Origin of the sequence: Pseudomonas sp. BF-B-30 (assembly GCF_019956305.1) — a bacterium.
GTDB lineage: Bacteria > Pseudomonadota > Gammaproteobacteria > Pseudomonadales > Pseudomonadaceae > Aquipseudomonas > Aquipseudomonas jessenii.
Genome location: NZ_JAHBDG010000018.1, coordinates 1 through 14,087, shown reverse-complemented (window position 1 = coordinate 14,087; position 14,087 = coordinate 1). Strand labels below are relative to the sequence as shown.

Sequence of the window (14,087 nt, the reverse complement as noted above, 5' to 3'; positions counted from 1 at the left end):
GCTTGCTCGCGAAAGCGATAGATCATTCAACATTGATGTCGATTGACCTGACGCATTCGCGAGCAAGCCCGCTCCCACAAGGGGATCGAGGAAGAATTTGAGAAAGCGACCCACAGGGCCAGAAGCATGCCGCAACCCTTCATTTTCCGTACCGTCGATCTGGATGGCCAGACGCTCCGCACGGCGGTACGCCCCGGCAAGCCTCACTTGACGCCCCTGCTGATTTTCAACGGCATCGGCGCCAACCTGGAGCTGGTGTTCCCGTTCATCGCGGCACTGGACCCGGACCTGGAAGTCATCGCCTTCGACGTACCCGGCGTCGGCGGTTCGTCGACACCAAACCGGCCGTATCGTTTTCCGAGCCTTGCGAAGCTCACAGCGCGGATGCTCGACTATCTCGACTACGGACAGGTCAACGTCATCGGCGTGTCCTGGGGGGGCGCCCTGGCTCAACAGTTCGCCTACGACTATCCGGAGCGCTGCAAGAAACTCGTGCTGGCGGCAACGGCGGCGGGTGCGGTGATGGTACCGGGCAAGCCGAAAGTGCTGTGGATGATGGCCAGCCCGCGACGCTACATCCAACCGTCCCACGTGATCCGCATTGCGCCGATGATCTACGGCGGCGCTTTCCGTCGCGACCCGACGCTGGCCGCGAGCCATGCGGCCAAGGTGCGTTCAGCGGGCAAGCTCGGATACTACTGGCAGCTGTTCGCCGGCCTCGGCTGGACCAGCATCCACTGGTTGCACAAGATCCGCCAGCCGACCCTGGTACTGGCCGGCGACGATGACCCGCTGATCCCGTTGGTCAACATGCGCTTGCTGGCCTGGCGGATCCCCAACGCCCAGTTGCACATCATCGATGACGGGCATTTGTTCCTGATTACCCGGGCCGAAGCGGTGGCCCCGATCATCATGAAATTCCTGGAGGAGGAGCGCCAGCGCGCGGTGATGCATCCGCGTCCGGCGCCATTGGGCAGCTAAACCGCTGCGTCAGCGGCCGGCAGGACGCCACGCCGCGCAACAACCCGTTACAGCGTCTATGGTGTTCTGGTTCGGTGTGTTTGTTTTTAGCCTGAAGACGAAGGAGTGTTGACTCATGCGCGAGAAACCAGCGAGGGATTCCTTACCGACTCCCGCCGCGTTCATCAATGCACAGAGTGCGATTACCGGCCTGCGCGGTCGGGATCTGTTATCGACCCTGCGTAGTGTGGCCGCCCATGGCTTGCGCAATCCGGTGCACAGTGCCCGACATGCCCTCAAACTCGGCGGCCAACTTGGTCGTGTGCTGCTGGGCGAAACCCTGCACCCGACCAACCCGCAGGACGCTCGCTTCACCGATCCGGCATGGAGCCTCAACCCGTTTTATCGGCGCAGCCTGCAGGCTTATCTTAGCTGGCAGAAACAGGTCAAGAGCTGGATCGACGAGAGCGACATGAGCCCGGACGACCGCGCCCGTGCCCACTTTGCGTTCACCTTGCTCAACGACGCCGTATCACCCTCCAACACCCTGCTCAATCCACTGGCGGTCAAGGAGCTCTTCAATTCCGGCGGTAACAGCCTGGTACGTGGCATCAGCCATTTGGTGGACGATCTGCTGCACAACGACGGCCTGCCCCGGCAAGTCACCAAGCAAGCATTCGAGGTTGGCAAGACGGTCGCCACCTCCATCGGAGCCGTGGTGTTTCGCAACGAACTGCTGGAGTTGATCCAGTACAAACCGATGAGCGAAAAGCAGTATTCCAAGCCCCTGCTGGTGGTGCCGCCACAAATCAACAAGTACTACATTTTCGACCTGAGCCCCCACAACAGCTTCGTCCAGTACGCGCTGAAAAACGGCCTTCAAACCTTCATGATCAGCTGGCGCAACCCGGATGTGCGTCACCGCGAATGGGGGCTCTCGACCTACGTAGAAGCCGTAGAAGAGGCCATGAATGTCTGCCGGGCGATCACCGGCGCACGGGAGGTCAACCTGATGGGCGCTTGCGCCGGCGGTCTGACCATCGCCGCGCTGCAAGGACACCTGCAGGCCAAACGGCAGCTGCGCAGGGTGTCCAGCGCAACTTACCTGGTGAGCCTGCTCGACAGCCAGATGGACAGCCCCGCAACGCTGTTCGCCGACGAACAGACTCTGGAAGCCGCCAAACGCCGCTCCTATCAGAAAGGTGTACTGGACGGCCGCGACATGGCCAAGGTCTTCGCCTGGATGCGCCCCAACGATTTGATCTGGAGCTACTTCGTCAACAACTACCTGTTGGGCAAGGAGCCACCGGCGTTCGACATTCTCTACTGGAACAACGACAACACGCGCCTGCCGGCCGCCCTGCATGGTGACCTGCTGGACTTCTTCAAGCACAACCCGCTGACTCACCCGGGCGGCCTGGAAGTGTGTGGCACGCCGATCGACTTGCAGAAGGTCACCGTCGACAGCTTCAGCGTCGCCGGCATCAACGATCACATCACGCCGTGGGACGCGGTGTATCGCTCGACGCTGTTGCTCGGTGGCGAGCGGCGCTTCGTGCTGTCCAACAGCGGCCATGTGCAGAGCATCCTCAACCCGCCGAGCAACCCGAAAGCCAACTACGTCGAGAACGACAAATTCAGCAGCGACCCACGGGCCTGGTACTACGACGCCAAGCGTGTCGATGGCAGTTGGTGGACCCAATGGCTTGGCTGGATTCAGGAACGCTCCGGTGCGCAGAAGGAAACCCACATGGCGCTCGGCAACCAGAACTATCCACCGATGGAGGCAGCACCCGGTACTTACGTGCGCGTGCGCTGACGTTCAACGAGCCACGGCCACTGTCGGCCGTGGCAAGACCCGATCATTAAGAAGACTGGATGAAAACCCGCGACCGGATCCTCGAATGTGCCCTGCAGTTGTTCAATCAGAAGGGCGAACCGAATGTCTCCACCATGGAAGTTGCCAATGAGATGGGCATCAGCCCGGGCAACCTCTACTACCACTTCCACGGCAAGGAGCCTCTGATTCTCGGGCTGTTCGAGCGTTTCCAGGGCGAACTGGCTCCCTTGCTCGATCCACCGGCCGATGCCGAACTGGCACCCGAAGAATACTGGCTGTTCCTGCACCTGATCGTCGAACGCCTGTCCCACTACCGGTTCCTGTTCCAGGATCTGTCGAACCTCGCCGGGCGCCTGCCGAAACTGGCCAAGGGCATTCGCAATCTGCTCAATGCACTCAAGCGCACACTGGCGTCGCTGCTGGCACGATTGAAGGCGCAAGGGCTGCTGGTCAGCGATACCCAGGCACTGGGGCAACTGGTGGAGCAGATCACCATGACGTTGCTTTTCTCACTGGACTATCAGCGGATTCTTGATCGTCAGGGCGAGGTGCGATTGGTGGTTTACCAGATCATGATGCTGGTGGCGCCGCACCTGCTGCCATCGATGAAGGCTGCGACCGAACAGATGGCGATGGAGTACCTGGAAGACCACGAATAACCCTGACACCCACCAACCCTGTGGGAGCGAGCTTGCTCGCGATGGCGGCGAATCAGCCAACATCAATGTTGAATGTGATGGCCTCATCGCGAGCAAGCTCGCTCCCACATTGGGCTTGTGTCGGTCAGAGATTCGCACACAAACAAAAACGCCCGACCTTCACAGGCCGGGCGTTTTCTTGAGCCCTGAAAATCAGGACTGACTGGTTGGCGTCGATGGAGCTGGCGCGACAGTCGGGGTGACCGCAGGGGTCGGTGCGGTAGCGGAGTTCGAAGCGCTGACCGGAGCTGCCGGCGTTGCCGGTTTGGCAGCTGCCACTGCTGGTTTTGGCGCGGCGGCCTTTGGAGCTGCCGGCTTTTTCACCGCTGGTTTTTTCGCCGCAGCGGGTTTGGCCGCTGCAGTTTTCGCAGCTGGCTTGGCGGCCGGTTTAGCCGCTGGTTTGGCGGCGGCTTTTGCAGCCACCGGCTTGGCTGCAGGTTTGGCTGCGGCCGGTTTGGCGGCTGCAGTTTTAGCCGCAGGCTTGGCAGCAGGTTTAGCCGCTGCTTTTGCCAGTGGCTTGGCTGCGGTTTTGGCAGCAGGTTTGGCTGCCGCGGTTTTCGCCGCAACAGGCGCAACCTTGGCACCGGTCAGTTTTTCGATTTGCTTGGTCAGGGTTTCGACCTTGCTGTGCAGTGCCTTGACCTCGTTGCGGCTCGGTACGCCCAGACGCGAAATGGCGCTGTTCAGACGCTTGTCGAAAGCACCTTCCAGCTCATCCCACTTGCCCAGTGCGCGATCTTTCACGCCGCTGATGCGCGACTTGGCCGAAGAAGCGGAGTCCTTGGCGGCGTCGACAGTCTTGCCAACAGCGCTCTTGGTGAGCTTCTCGGCTTTCTCGCCGTCCTTAACCAATGCATCGAAGAGTTTGCTGCCGTCAGTGTCGATCTTCGAGTACACGCCTAAACCAGCCAGCCAGATTTTTCGGGAGTAATCTTCAACCTTCCCGATCCACGAGCTGCCTTCTTTTTCGGTTTTCTTTTTAACAGCCATCCCGTTCTCCTTAAGATTTACGCGCGACACGTTCGAGCAATGCCGTCAGCTCATCGAGCTTAGCAGAGAGTGTCTCAACGTCATGTTTAGACGGAATACCGATACGATTCAAGGTACTTGCGACACGCGTGTCGAACGCCTTCTCGACCTTGTCGAGTTGAACCTCGACCTTGCCTTTGAAAGTGCTGACTTCACTCTTGGCTTCATCGATCTCGGCATTGGCCGCTTCAAGCTTCTCAGCGACTACCTTTTTGCCTTTCTTTTCAACAACCTGACCAGCCTTGATCAGCTCCTGAAAGTACTCGCTGCCCTCTTGGCCGACCTTGGCGTAGGCACCCAGGCCTGCCAGCCAGATCTTGCGGGCATAGGATTTGACGTCGCCCAGCGTGCCGGTCGACGGGTCGATTTTTTTCTTCAAAATAACTTTGGCCATGGTGCACCTCACGCGCAGAAGGTTTGAGGAACTGCCCGGGAAAGTGTCGGGCTCTGGCACAAAGTAGGGAGAAAAATTAGAAACGGCACCCTAACAACTGACATAAACAGCAGAGGCACCACAAAACAAATGTGGGAGCGGGCTTGCTCGCGAAGGCAGTGTGTCAGTCGACATAAATGCTCAATGACATACCGCTTTCGCGAGCAAGCCCGCTCCCACAGGAGATGTGATTTCATTCGGAAATCAGGCCAGGGCCTTGTCGAGTGCCTTTTCGATTTCCGCTTTGATCATGCCGCTCATGGCCGACATCATCAGGCCCAGTTCCACGTCGACCTTGATCGAATCTTCACTGACATGCACCGCACCCTTCACACCCGAGCGCTTGAGGTTGAGGGTGTCGCCGGACCACTGCGGCTCCAGGCCATACTGATCGGAAAGTTTCTGCGCCAGCTTGTCGGCCTTCTCGCGAGCTGCTTCCTTACCCAGGCCATGGGCACGTTCAACACTAATACGGGCCATCAAATGACTCCTGCTTTATGGATGCTTTCCCGAGGCATCTTGACCTCTGCTGCGTCAAAACGTCCCGATGGTTGCCCATCTTACCTTCAGCCTTGCCAAGACAAAGCATGCCTTGGGGATTAGAATGTCGCGCATTCTCTTTTGGTGACAGCGATATGACTGATCAGCGCAAAGGCAGCGATGCCGAACCCACCACTCACTTCGGCTTCAAAAACGTTCCGGAAAGCCAGAAAGCGGAAAAAGTCGCTGAGGTTTTCCACTCGGTAGCCGCCAAGTACGACCTGATGAACGACCTTCTGTCGGGCGGCATGCACCGTCTGTGGAAGCGTTTCGCGATCGAACTGTCGGGCGTTCGTGCCGGTAACCGCGTGCTCGACATCGCCGGCGGCACTGGCGACCTGACCAGAAAATTCTCGCACCTGGTAGGCCCTACCGGCCAGGTCGTGTTGGCCGACATCAACGAATCCATGCTCAAGGTCGGTCGTGACCGCCTCCTGGACCTCGGTGTGGCCGGCAACGTCGAATTCGTCCAGGCCGACGCGGAAAAACTGCCGTTCCCGGACAACCATTTCGACTGCGTGACCATCGCCTTCGGCCTGCGCAACGTGACCCACAAGGAAGATGCCCTGCGCTCGATGCTGCGCGTGCTCAAGCCGGGCGGCCGCTTGTTGGTACTGGAGTTCTCCAAGCCGACCAACGCACTGATGTCCAAGGCCTACGATGCTTACTCGTTCGCCTTCATGCCGCTGATGGGCAAGCTGATCACCAACGACTCGGAAAGCTATCGCTACCTGGCCGAATCGATCCGCATGCACCCGAACCAGGAAACCCTGAAGTCGATGATGGTCGAGGCCGGTTTCGACCGCGTGACCTATCACAACATGACCGCAGGCATCGTTGCCCTGCACCGCGGCATCAAGCCCTGATGCTGCTCGCCGGCCTGCTCGCCAGCGTTGAACTCGGCCTGAACCGGGTGCTGCGTCTCGACAGCACGGCGCTGCCGCGGCTGGCGCATTTGACCGGCAAAGTGATTGCCGTCGATTGCCGCAGCCCGGTGCTGCAACTGTTCATCCTGCCCAGCGACGAAGGCCTGATGCTCGCCTCCCAGTGGGAAACCGGCGCCGACTGCACCTTGCGTGCACCGGCCTCGAGCCTGTTGAAACTGGCGATGAGCAAGGACAAGACCTCGGTCCTGCACGCCCCTGAAGTCGAACTCGACGGCGACAGCGGCGTGCTGCTGGAACTGGCGGCGATCCTCCAGGACCTGGAGCTGGATTGGGAGTACGAACTCTCGCGCTGGCTGGGACCTGTGGCCACGCAACTGGTCGGCGGTCACCTGCGCAGCCGCGCCCGCTGGTATCAGCAAGGGTTCGCCAGCCTCAACCAGAACCTGGGCGAATACCTGGCCGAAGAATCGCGCACCCTCGTCGGTCAGCGCGAAGCCGAAGCGCGATTCAGTGAACTGGACCAGATCAAGCTTGATCTTGAACGTCTCGAGGCGCGTTTCGAGCGCCTTTCCCGATCCCTCGACCCAAGCGATAACGCATGAAGCTGCTTGCCGTCCGCCGTCTGTTGCGCATCCAGCGCGTCGTGATCCGCTACCGCCTCGATGACCTGCTGTTCGCCCTGCCGCTGCCCTGGTTCTTACGGGCGCTGCGTTACGCCTTGCCGTGGCGCTGGTTTCCGCGCAAGACCCTGGACCTGAGCCGTGGCGCGCGTTTGCGCCTGGCGTTGCAGGACCTGGGGCCGATCTTCATCAAGTTCGGGCAGATCCTGTCCACTCGCCGCGACCTGTTGCCCGAGGACATCGCCGACGAACTGATGAAGCTGCAGGACCGCGTACCGCCATTCGACTCGCAAGTGTCGGTCAAGCTGATCGAAGAACAGCTGGGCAAGAAAATCAGCGAAGTCTTCAGCCGTTTCGACGTCGAACCGCTGGCCTCGGCCTCGGTGGCGCAGGTGCACGCCGCGCAACTGAAAACCGGTGAAGAAGTGGTGGTCAAGGTGATCCGCCCGGGCCTCAAACCGGTGATTGCCCAGGACCTGGCGTGGCTGTTCATCCTCGCCCGCGCCGCCGAAAAACTCTCGGCCGATGCGCGCCTGCTGCACCCGGTGGACGTGGTCAGCGATTATGAAAAAACCATCTACGACGAACTCGACCTGCTGCGCGAGGCGGCCAACGCCAGCCAGTTGAAGCGCAACTTCGACGGCTCGCCGCTGCTGTACGTCCCGCAAGTCTATTGGGACTGGTGCCGGCCGAAAGTGCTGGTGATGGAACGCATCTACGGTATTCAGGTTACCGATCTGGCGACTCTGGCCGACCAGCGCACGGACATGAAAATGCTCGCCGAGCGTGGCGTGGAGATTTTCTTCACCCAGGTGTTCCGCGACAGTTTCTTCCACGCCGACATGCACCCCGGCAACATTTTCGTCAGCACCGTGAATCCGTGGAGCCCGCAGTACATTGCGATCGACTGCGGCATCGTCGGCAGCCTGACCCCGGAAGACCAGGATTACCTGGCGCGCAACCTGTTCGCCTTCTTCAAGCGCGATTACCGTCGCGTGGCGCAGTTGCACATCGATTCGGGCTGGGTGCCGGCGGAAACCAAGCTCAACGAATTCGAAGCGGCGATCCGTACCGTGTGCGAGCCGATCTTCGAAAAACCGTTAAAAGATATTTCCTTCGGTCAGGTGCTGATGCGCCTGTTCCAGACTGCGCGCCGCTTCAACATGGAAGTGCAGCCACAGCTGGTCCTGCTGCAAAAAACCCTGTTGAACATCGAAGGCCTGGGCCGTCAGCTGTACCCGGACCTCGATCTGTGGAACACCGCTCAGCCATTCCTCGAACGCTGGATGCGCGAGCGGGTCAGCCCCAAAGCCCTGCTCGGCAACGTGCACAGCCAGTTCGAACAGATCCCGCACCTGGCCAACATGGCCCGCGACCTGCTCGAACGCATGTCCCAACCCCACGCCTACGACCCGCCGCCACCGTGGCATCGACGCCGTGACGACTGGTTCCTGCGCCTGCTCGGTACGGCCCATCTGGCCGGTGGCGCCGTCCTTGCCGCTGGCGGACCGCTGAACCAGTTGGCCTATTGGCCGGCGGGAATCATGATGGCGGTCGGTTTGTATCTGGTCGTGCGCCGATAGCCAGTTGTGTGAACGACTGGCACACTGTTTGAACGCCTGAGCTCGGCTATTGAAGTGTCGAGCCCGCTGTCGGAGTCGAAGATGAAAAACTGGCTGGACGAGATCAAGTGGGACGCTGACGGCCTGGTGCCGGCCATTGCCCAGGATCACAAGACCGGGCGCGTCCTGATGATGGCCTGGATGAACCGCGAAGCACTGGAACTGACCGCTGCCGAGAACCGTGCCATTTACTGGTCACGTTCCCGTGGCAAGCTGTGGCGCAAGGGCGAAGAGTCCGGCCACGTGCAAACCCTGCACGAGATGCGCCTGGACTGCGACGCCGACGTCATCATCCTGATGGTCGAACAGATCGGTGACATCGCCTGTCATACCGGCCGCCAGAGCTGCTTCTACCGCGTCTATGAGAACGGCGACTGGACAACCGTCGACCCGGTCCTGAAAGATCCGCACGCCATCTATTCCGCAGGGCACAAACATGAGTGACACTCTCACCCGCCTCGCCGAGGTACTGGAGGAGCGCAAAGGCGCCGCCGCCGACAGCTCGTATGTCGCCAGCCTGTACCACAAGGGCTTGAACAAGATTCTGGAAAAAGTCGGCGAAGAGTCGGTCGAAACCATCATCGCCGCCAAGGACGCCGCCGTCAGCGGCGACTGCAGCGATGTGATCTACGAAACCGCCGACCTGTGGTTCCACAGCATGGTCATGCTCGCCCAATTGGGGCAGCATCCACAGGCTGTACTCGATGAACTGGACCGTCGTTTCGGTCTCTCCGGACACGCCGAGAAAGCCTCGCGCCCGTCCGCCTGAATAACTATTAGAGAGGAGCAGCAGCATGGGCATTTTTGACTGGAAACACTGGGTCGTCATCCTGGTTGTCGTGGTACTGGTGTTCGGCACCAAGAAACTGAAAAACCTCGGCACTGACGTCGGCGAGTCGATCAAGGGCTTCCGCAAAGCCATGAACGACGATGAAAAACCGGCCGACCCGAACGCGACCCCGGCCCAACCGGTTCCTCCGGTTCAGCCACAGGCATCCGTGAACCAGCCGCACACCATCGACGTGCAGGCACAGAAAGTCGAAGAGCCGATCCGCAAAGACGTGTGAGCACTGACTAATGTTTGGTATCAGCTTCTCTGAACTGCTGCTCGTCGGCCTCGTCGCCCTGCTGGTGCTGGGTCCCGAGCGCTTGCCGGGCGCTGCGCGCACCGCCGGCCTGTGGGTCGGGCGCCTGAAGCGCAGCTTCAACGCAATCAAACAGGAAGTTGAACGTGAAATCGGTGCCGACGAGATTCGTCGGCAACTGCACAACGAGCACATCCTGTCGCTTGAGCAGGAGGCGCGGAAAATCTTCACGCCGACCCAGCAGGAGCCGACGCCGGTGGAACATGTGGGTACGCAGACGATTCTTGCGCCTGCCGCGGCTGTCGACCCGACACCTGCTCCGACGGCGGAACCTGCGCCTGTTGTGGCAGCGATGCCGGTTGAACCCGTTGCTCCAGCCGCCGCGCCGACAACGCCAGCGCCCAATGACACCACTTTGCCGCCGCGAGCCCCATGAGCGATCTCCCTGAAAACGACCAGCACATGCCGCTGGTTTCGCACCTCACCGAGTTGCGTACCCGTCTGCTGCGCTGCGTAGCGGCGATCTTCATCATCTTTGCCGGGCTGTTCGCCTTCACCCAGCAGATCTACACCTTCGTCTCCACGCCGTTGCGCGCATACCTGCCCGCTGGCGCGACGATGATTGCCACTGACGTGTCGTCGCCGTTCCTGACGCCACTGAAGCTGACGATGATGGTCTCGCTGTTCCTGGCCATTCCGGTGATCCTGCACCAGATCTGGGGTTTCATCGCCCCCGGCCTGTACAAGCATGAAAAGCGCATCGCCGTGCCCTTGCTGGTCTCCAGCATCTTTCTGTTCTACGCCGGCATGGCCTTCGCCTATTTCCTGGTGTTCCCGCTGATCTTCAAGTTCTTCGCTGCCGCCACCCCGGCCGGCGTGGAAATGATGACCGACATCACCAGTTACCTCGATTTCGTCATGACGTTGTTCTTCGCCTTTGGCGTAGCGTTCGAGATTCCGGTGGCCGTGGTGCTGCTGGTGTGGATCGGCGTGGTCGATGTCAAATACCTGAAGAAAATCCGTCCGTACGTGATCATCGGCTGCTTCGTGGTCGGCATGATCCTGACGCCGCCGGACATCTTCTCGCAGACCCTGCTGGCCGTTCCGATGTGGCTGTTGTTCGAGATCGGCATCCTGTTCGGCAGCCTGATCAGCAAGCGCGGCGACCACCCGGAAGACCAACCGGCTGACGATCACAACGACCAGCCGCCAGCGACCCAAGCGTGAACCTGCTGCTCCTCGAAGAGGCCGATTTCATTGCGGCCGACCGCGCGATCCTGCGTGATCGCCGGTTGACCCACATGCAGGAAGTCCACCGCTGCGAAGTCGGTGACAGCATGCGCGTCGGGCGAATCGGCGGCTTGATGGGTTCGGCCGAAGTACTGCGCCTGGACGCCGACGAAGCGGAATTGCGCGTCACCCTCGACCAGCCACCACCGGCCAAGCTGCCATTGACCCTGGTATTGGCCCTGCCAAGGCCCAAGATGCTGCGCAGGGTGTTCCAGACCGTGGCGGCCATGGGTGTGCCACGGGTCGTGCTGGTCAACAGCTATCGCGTCGAGAAGAGCTTCTGGCAGACCCCGTTCCTGGAGCCAGAGGCGATTCGCGAGCAGTTAATCCTCGGCCTGGAACAGGCGCGGGACAGCGTGTTGCCGGAAGTCGTGATCGAGAAGCGCTTCAAGCCCTTCGTCGAAGACCGTCTGCCCGCGATGACCGAAGGCACCCTCGGCCTGGTGGGGCATCCGGGCAATTACCCGCCCTGCCCTCGCGCACTCAGCGAACCGGTGACCCTGGCCATCGGCCCAGAGGGTGGCTGGATTCCCTACGAGATCGACCTGCTGGGCAAATCCGGTCTGCAACCGGTGCAACTGGGCGAGCGCATCCTTCGCGTCGAAACCGCCGTGACCGCGCTGCTGGCACGCCTCTTTTAAATCCAGACACTGTCCCTGTGGGAGCGAGCTTGCTCGCGATAGCGGATTAACAGTCGACATCCATGTTGCCTGACACAACGCCATCGCGAGCAAGCTCGCTCCCACAGGTCAACATTTGCCACAGATGATCACTTGCCCGTACATCGGGAGTCACCTACAGAATCCAGCCCTCCTGCCGATACACCCCCCATAAAACCAAATTGTGGTCCGGGGAGTTTCAGCATGTACCAATGGCTAGCCGAGAATCTGGGAAACGTCAGCGTCAAACGCAAGCTGGGGATCGGCTTCGGTCTGGTGCTGCTGCTGACCCTGCTGATCACCTTCACCGGCTGGAGCGGCCTGAGCGGCGTGACCAGCCGCGGCGATAAGCTGGGGTTCATCGCCAGCCTCAACGACCTGACCAAGGACCTGCGCATTGCACGCCAGGATTACGAAATGCGTCGCGGCGAACAAGGTCCCGGCGCCGTCAACGATCTGTTGGGCAAACTCGAAAGCGGCCTGCAGACCGCCCGAGGCCTGATCGAGCAACCGGCCGATACGGCCATGGTCGATCAACAACTGGCCGCTGTCGCCGAATACCGCCGCGCCTTCAACGACATGACCCAGGCCGGCGCCCAGCGTGAAGACGCCCGCAGCAAACTCGGCGCCACTGCCGACAATGCCGTGGCCCGCGTCGCCGAAGTGGAAAAATCCATGCTGCAAGGTGACAGCGTAGCGGCGTTCAACAGCGTGATCGACCTGAGCAAACTGATCCAGCAAGCGCGCTTCCAGGTTCGCGGCTACACCTACAGCGGTAAGAGCGAAGCCGAACAGCCAGCCCTCGACGCGATCGACAACGCCCTGAAGAACCTCGAGAGTTTGCCGACCAAACTGCCCGAAGAACACATCGCCAACCTGCAACAGGCAACTGACTCGCTGAAGGCCTATCGCGCCGCCGTCAGCCAGTTCCGCGACTCCCAGGTGGCCAGCGCCAAGGCCCTGGCACGCATGTCCACCCAAGGCGACATCCTGTTGGACATGAGCCAGAAACTCACCGTCTCGCAAACCGTCGTGCGTGACACCGACGCCGCCCATGCCAAGAACATGCTGACCCTCGCCACCGTGCTGGCCATCGCCTTCGGCCTGCTGGCCGCCTGGGCGATCACCCGACAGATCATCATTCCATTGAACCAGACCCTGATCGTGGCCCAGCGCGTCGCCAGTGGCGACCTGACGCACAACCTGACATCGCAGCGCCGCGACGAACTCGGCCAGTTGCAGCGGGCCATGCAAAGCATGACCCAAGGTCTGCGCGAACTGATCGGCGGCATCAGCGATGGCGTCACGCAGATCGCCAGCGCCGCTGAAGAGCTGTCTGCCGTCACCGAGCAGACCAGCGCCGGGGTCAACAGTCAGAAGGTCGAAACCGATCAGGTCGCAACCGCCATGAACGAAATGGCCGCCACCGTGCAGGAAGTTGCGCGCAACGCCGAAGAAGCCTCCGAAGCCGCCGTCGCCGCCGATCAGCAGGCCCGGGAGGGCGACAAAGTCGTCGGCGAAGCCATCGCCCAGATCGAACGCCTGGCCGCGGAAGTCGGTCACTCCACCGAGGCCATGGGCGAACTCAAGCGCGAAAGCGACAAGATCGGCAGCGTGCTCGACGTGATCAAGTCCGTGGCCCAGCAAACCAACCTGCTGGCTCTCAACGCCGCGATTGAAGCCGCCCGTGCCGGTGAGGCCGGGCGCGGTTTTGCCGTGGTCGCCGACGAAGTCCGCAGCCTGGCCCAGCGCACACAGAAGTCCACCGAAGAGATCGAGGAACTGATCGTAGGCCTGCAAAACGGCACCCAGCAAGTGGCGACCATCATGGACAACAGCCGCACCCTGACCGACAGCAGCGTCGAACTGACCCGCCGCGCCGGTGGCTCACTGGAAAGCATCACCCGCACGGTGTCGGCGATCCAGGCGATGAACCAGCAGATCGCCGCGGCTGCCGAACAGCAAAGCGCCGTGGCGGAGGAGATCAACCGCAGTGTGCTGAATGTGCGTGACGTGTCGGATCAGACCTCGGCAGCCAGTGAAGAGACCGCGGCGTCCAGCGTTGAGCTGGCGCGGTTGGGGACGCATTTGCAGATGCTGGTGGGCAAGTTCAGGGTTTGAGGTGATCCGTATGCCTCGGCCTACTAAAGACCGAGGTGATGCCTTCGCGGGCAAGCCCGCTCCCACAGGGGCTCGACAGTGTTGCGTTAATCGCATGAACGTCAAAGTGAAAGCGATCGACCAGACGCTGCAGTTACAGAATCGGGTGCAAGCTCAAGAACAAACTTCAAGCCATAAAAATGTATGGTCAGCCCATCTCCTGCAACCCCATGGGCTGTTTTCGGTAAAGCTGGCTTGCGCTAATGTATCCGGGCTCGTAGTGAGCGTTGCGCTAACAACGCTCGGCCCTCGATGAGTAGCCGC

The 14,087-nt window shown here is 60.8% G+C and carries 16 protein-coding genes and 1 pseudogene; 14 read left to right on the top strand and 3 right to left on the bottom strand.

Features of this window, described 5'->3' with window-relative positions; translation table 11 throughout:
* Window positions 1-126: 126 nt before the first annotated feature.
* From phaZ to KGB29_RS11520, 3 genes are all read left to right on the top strand, one after another.
* Window positions 127-981 (top strand): poly(3-hydroxyalkanoate) depolymerase, encoded by an 855-nt coding sequence (gene phaZ, locus KGB29_RS11530; protein ID WP_057712363.1) that lies wholly within the window; start codon window positions 127-129, stop codon window positions 979-981.
* Between the two features lie 115 nt (window positions 982-1,096).
* A complete protein-coding gene (phaC, locus tag KGB29_RS11525; RefSeq protein WP_154910315.1) occupies window positions 1,097-2,779 on the top strand; it encodes a class II poly(R)-hydroxyalkanoic acid synthase in 1,683 nt (560 codons plus the stop codon).
* A gap of 59 nt (window positions 2,780-2,838) precedes the next feature.
* Window positions 2,839-3,459, top strand: a complete 621-nt coding sequence (locus KGB29_RS11520; protein ID WP_057712365.1) for a TetR/AcrR family transcriptional regulator — start codon at window positions 2,839-2,841, stop codon at window positions 3,457-3,459.
* 192 nt (window positions 3,460-3,651) lie between these two features.
* Here the strand turns inward: KGB29_RS11520 and KGB29_RS11515 are convergent, their stop codons facing one another.
* The 3 genes from KGB29_RS11515 to KGB29_RS11505 form a co-directional block, all read right to left on the bottom strand.
* Window positions 3,652-4,488, bottom strand: a complete 837-nt coding sequence (locus tag KGB29_RS11515; protein ID WP_154861190.1) for a phasin family protein — start codon at window positions 4,486-4,488, stop codon at window positions 3,652-3,654.
* Window positions 4,489-4,498: 10 nt separating this feature from the next.
* Window positions 4,499-4,921, bottom strand: a complete 423-nt coding sequence (locus tag KGB29_RS11510) for a phasin family protein (protein WP_057712367.1) — start codon at window positions 4,919-4,921, stop codon at window positions 4,499-4,501.
* Window positions 4,922-5,164: 243 nt separating this feature from the next.
* A complete protein-coding gene (locus KGB29_RS11505; RefSeq protein WP_150811973.1) occupies window positions 5,165-5,440 on the bottom strand; it encodes a polyhydroxyalkanoic acid system family protein in 276 nt (91 codons plus the stop codon).
* 155 nt (window positions 5,441-5,595) lie between these two features.
* Here KGB29_RS11505 and ubiE point away from each other — a divergent pair, with 155 nt between their 5' ends.
* The 11 genes and pseudogenes from ubiE to KGB29_RS28850 all read left to right on the top strand — a co-directional run bounded on the left by ubiE (window position 5,596) and on the right by KGB29_RS28850 (window position 13,784).
* Window positions 5,596-6,366 (top strand): bifunctional demethylmenaquinone methyltransferase/2-methoxy-6-polyprenyl-1,4-benzoquinol methylase UbiE, encoded by a 771-nt coding sequence (ubiE, locus tag KGB29_RS11500; RefSeq protein ID WP_007975568.1) that lies wholly within the window; start codon window positions 5,596-5,598, stop codon window positions 6,364-6,366.
* Window positions 6,366-6,989 carry an SCP2 domain-containing protein gene (locus tag KGB29_RS11495; RefSeq protein WP_057712368.1) on the top strand — a complete coding sequence of 208 codons (624 nt, stop codon included), beginning with the start codon at window positions 6,366-6,368 and terminating at the stop codon, window positions 6,987-6,989. The genes ubiE and KGB29_RS11495 overlap by 1 nt, the downstream gene beginning before the upstream one ends.
* Window positions 6,986-8,590 (top strand): ubiquinone biosynthesis regulatory protein kinase UbiB, encoded by a 1,605-nt coding sequence (gene ubiB, locus KGB29_RS11490; RefSeq protein ID WP_154910313.1) that lies wholly within the window; start codon window positions 6,986-6,988, stop codon window positions 8,588-8,590. Before KGB29_RS11495 ends, ubiB begins: the two co-directional genes overlap by 4 nt.
* An 81-nt stretch (window positions 8,591-8,671) precedes the next feature.
* A complete protein-coding gene (hisI, locus tag KGB29_RS11485) occupies window positions 8,672-9,073 on the top strand; it encodes a phosphoribosyl-AMP cyclohydrolase (protein ID WP_007989281.1) in 402 nt (133 codons plus the stop codon).
* Window positions 9,066-9,398 carry a phosphoribosyl-ATP diphosphatase gene (locus KGB29_RS11480; RefSeq protein ID WP_007975564.1) on the top strand — a complete coding sequence of 111 codons (333 nt, stop codon included), beginning with the start codon at window positions 9,066-9,068 and terminating at the stop codon, window positions 9,396-9,398. The genes hisI and KGB29_RS11480 overlap by 8 nt, the downstream gene beginning before the upstream one ends.
* 25 nt (window positions 9,399-9,423) lie before the next feature.
* Entirely contained in the window at window positions 9,424-9,696 is a 273-nt protein-coding gene (locus KGB29_RS11475) for a twin-arginine translocase TatA/TatE family subunit (protein ID WP_057712370.1), read from the top strand.
* Between the two features lie 10 nt (window positions 9,697-9,706).
* On the top strand, window positions 9,707-10,150 hold the full coding sequence (gene tatB, locus KGB29_RS11470; RefSeq protein ID WP_150811974.1) for a Sec-independent protein translocase protein TatB: 444 nt from the start codon (window positions 9,707-9,709) through the stop codon (window positions 10,148-10,150).
* Window positions 10,147-10,941, top strand: coding sequence for a twin-arginine translocase subunit TatC (gene tatC, locus KGB29_RS11465; RefSeq protein ID WP_057712372.1), 795 nt, complete (start codon window positions 10,147-10,149; stop codon window positions 10,939-10,941). The genes tatB and tatC overlap by 4 nt, the downstream gene beginning before the upstream one ends.
* Complete coding sequence (locus KGB29_RS11460; protein ID WP_102672209.1) at window positions 10,938-11,645, top strand: 16S rRNA (uracil(1498)-N(3))-methyltransferase; 708 nt, start codon at window positions 10,938-10,940, stop codon at window positions 11,643-11,645. Before tatC ends, KGB29_RS11460 begins: the two co-directional genes overlap by 4 nt.
* A 222-nt stretch (window positions 11,646-11,867) precedes the next feature.
* A pseudogene (locus tag KGB29_RS28855) lies at window positions 11,868-12,929 on the top strand (methyl-accepting chemotaxis protein); the annotation flags it as partial.
* Entirely contained in the window at window positions 12,912-13,784 is an 873-nt protein-coding gene (locus tag KGB29_RS28850; RefSeq protein ID WP_371918066.1) for a methyl-accepting chemotaxis protein, read from the top strand. The pseudogene KGB29_RS28855 and the gene KGB29_RS28850, both read left to right, overlap by 18 nt.
* Window positions 13,785-14,087: the final 303 nt, after the last annotated feature.

What these genes read in the sequence shown, in the direction of transcription:
- phaZ (WP_057712363.1), top strand. Translation starts at nt 127, where the DNA reads ATGCCGCAACCCTTCATTTTCCGTACCGTCGATCTGGATGGCCAGACG.
- phaC (WP_154910315.1), top strand. Translation starts at nt 1,097, where the DNA reads ATGCGCGAGAAACCAGCGAGGGATTCCTTACCGACTCCCGCCGCGTTC.
- KGB29_RS11520 (WP_057712365.1), top strand. Translation starts at nt 2,839, where the DNA reads ATGAAAACCCGCGACCGGATCCTCGAATGTGCCCTGCAGTTGTTCAAT.
- KGB29_RS11515 (WP_154861190.1), bottom strand. Translation starts at nt 4,488, where the DNA reads ATGGCTGTTAAAAAGAAAACCGAAAAAGAAGGCAGCTCGTGGATCGGG.
- KGB29_RS11510 (WP_057712367.1), bottom strand. Translation starts at nt 4,921, where the DNA reads ATGGCCAAAGTTATTTTGAAGAAAAAAATCGACCCGTCGACCGGCACG.
- KGB29_RS11505 (WP_150811973.1), bottom strand. Translation starts at nt 5,440, where the DNA reads ATGGCCCGTATTAGTGTTGAACGTGCCCATGGCCTGGGTAAGGAAGCA.
- ubiE (WP_007975568.1), top strand. Translation starts at nt 5,596, where the DNA reads ATGACTGATCAGCGCAAAGGCAGCGATGCCGAACCCACCACTCACTTC.
- KGB29_RS11495 (WP_057712368.1), top strand. Translation starts at nt 6,366, where the DNA reads ATGCTGCTCGCCGGCCTGCTCGCCAGCGTTGAACTCGGCCTGAACCGG.
- ubiB (WP_154910313.1), top strand. Translation starts at nt 6,986, where the DNA reads ATGAAGCTGCTTGCCGTCCGCCGTCTGTTGCGCATCCAGCGCGTCGTG.
- hisI (WP_007989281.1), top strand. Translation starts at nt 8,672, where the DNA reads ATGAAAAACTGGCTGGACGAGATCAAGTGGGACGCTGACGGCCTGGTG.
- KGB29_RS11480 (WP_007975564.1), top strand. Translation starts at nt 9,066, where the DNA reads ATGAGTGACACTCTCACCCGCCTCGCCGAGGTACTGGAGGAGCGCAAA.
- KGB29_RS11475 (WP_057712370.1), top strand. Translation starts at nt 9,424, where the DNA reads ATGGGCATTTTTGACTGGAAACACTGGGTCGTCATCCTGGTTGTCGTG.
- tatB (WP_150811974.1), top strand. Translation starts at nt 9,707, where the DNA reads ATGTTTGGTATCAGCTTCTCTGAACTGCTGCTCGTCGGCCTCGTCGCC.
- tatC (WP_057712372.1), top strand. Translation starts at nt 10,147, where the DNA reads ATGAGCGATCTCCCTGAAAACGACCAGCACATGCCGCTGGTTTCGCAC.
- KGB29_RS28850 (WP_371918066.1), top strand. Translation starts at nt 12,912, where the DNA reads ATGCAAAGCATGACCCAAGGTCTGCGCGAACTGATCGGCGGCATCAGC.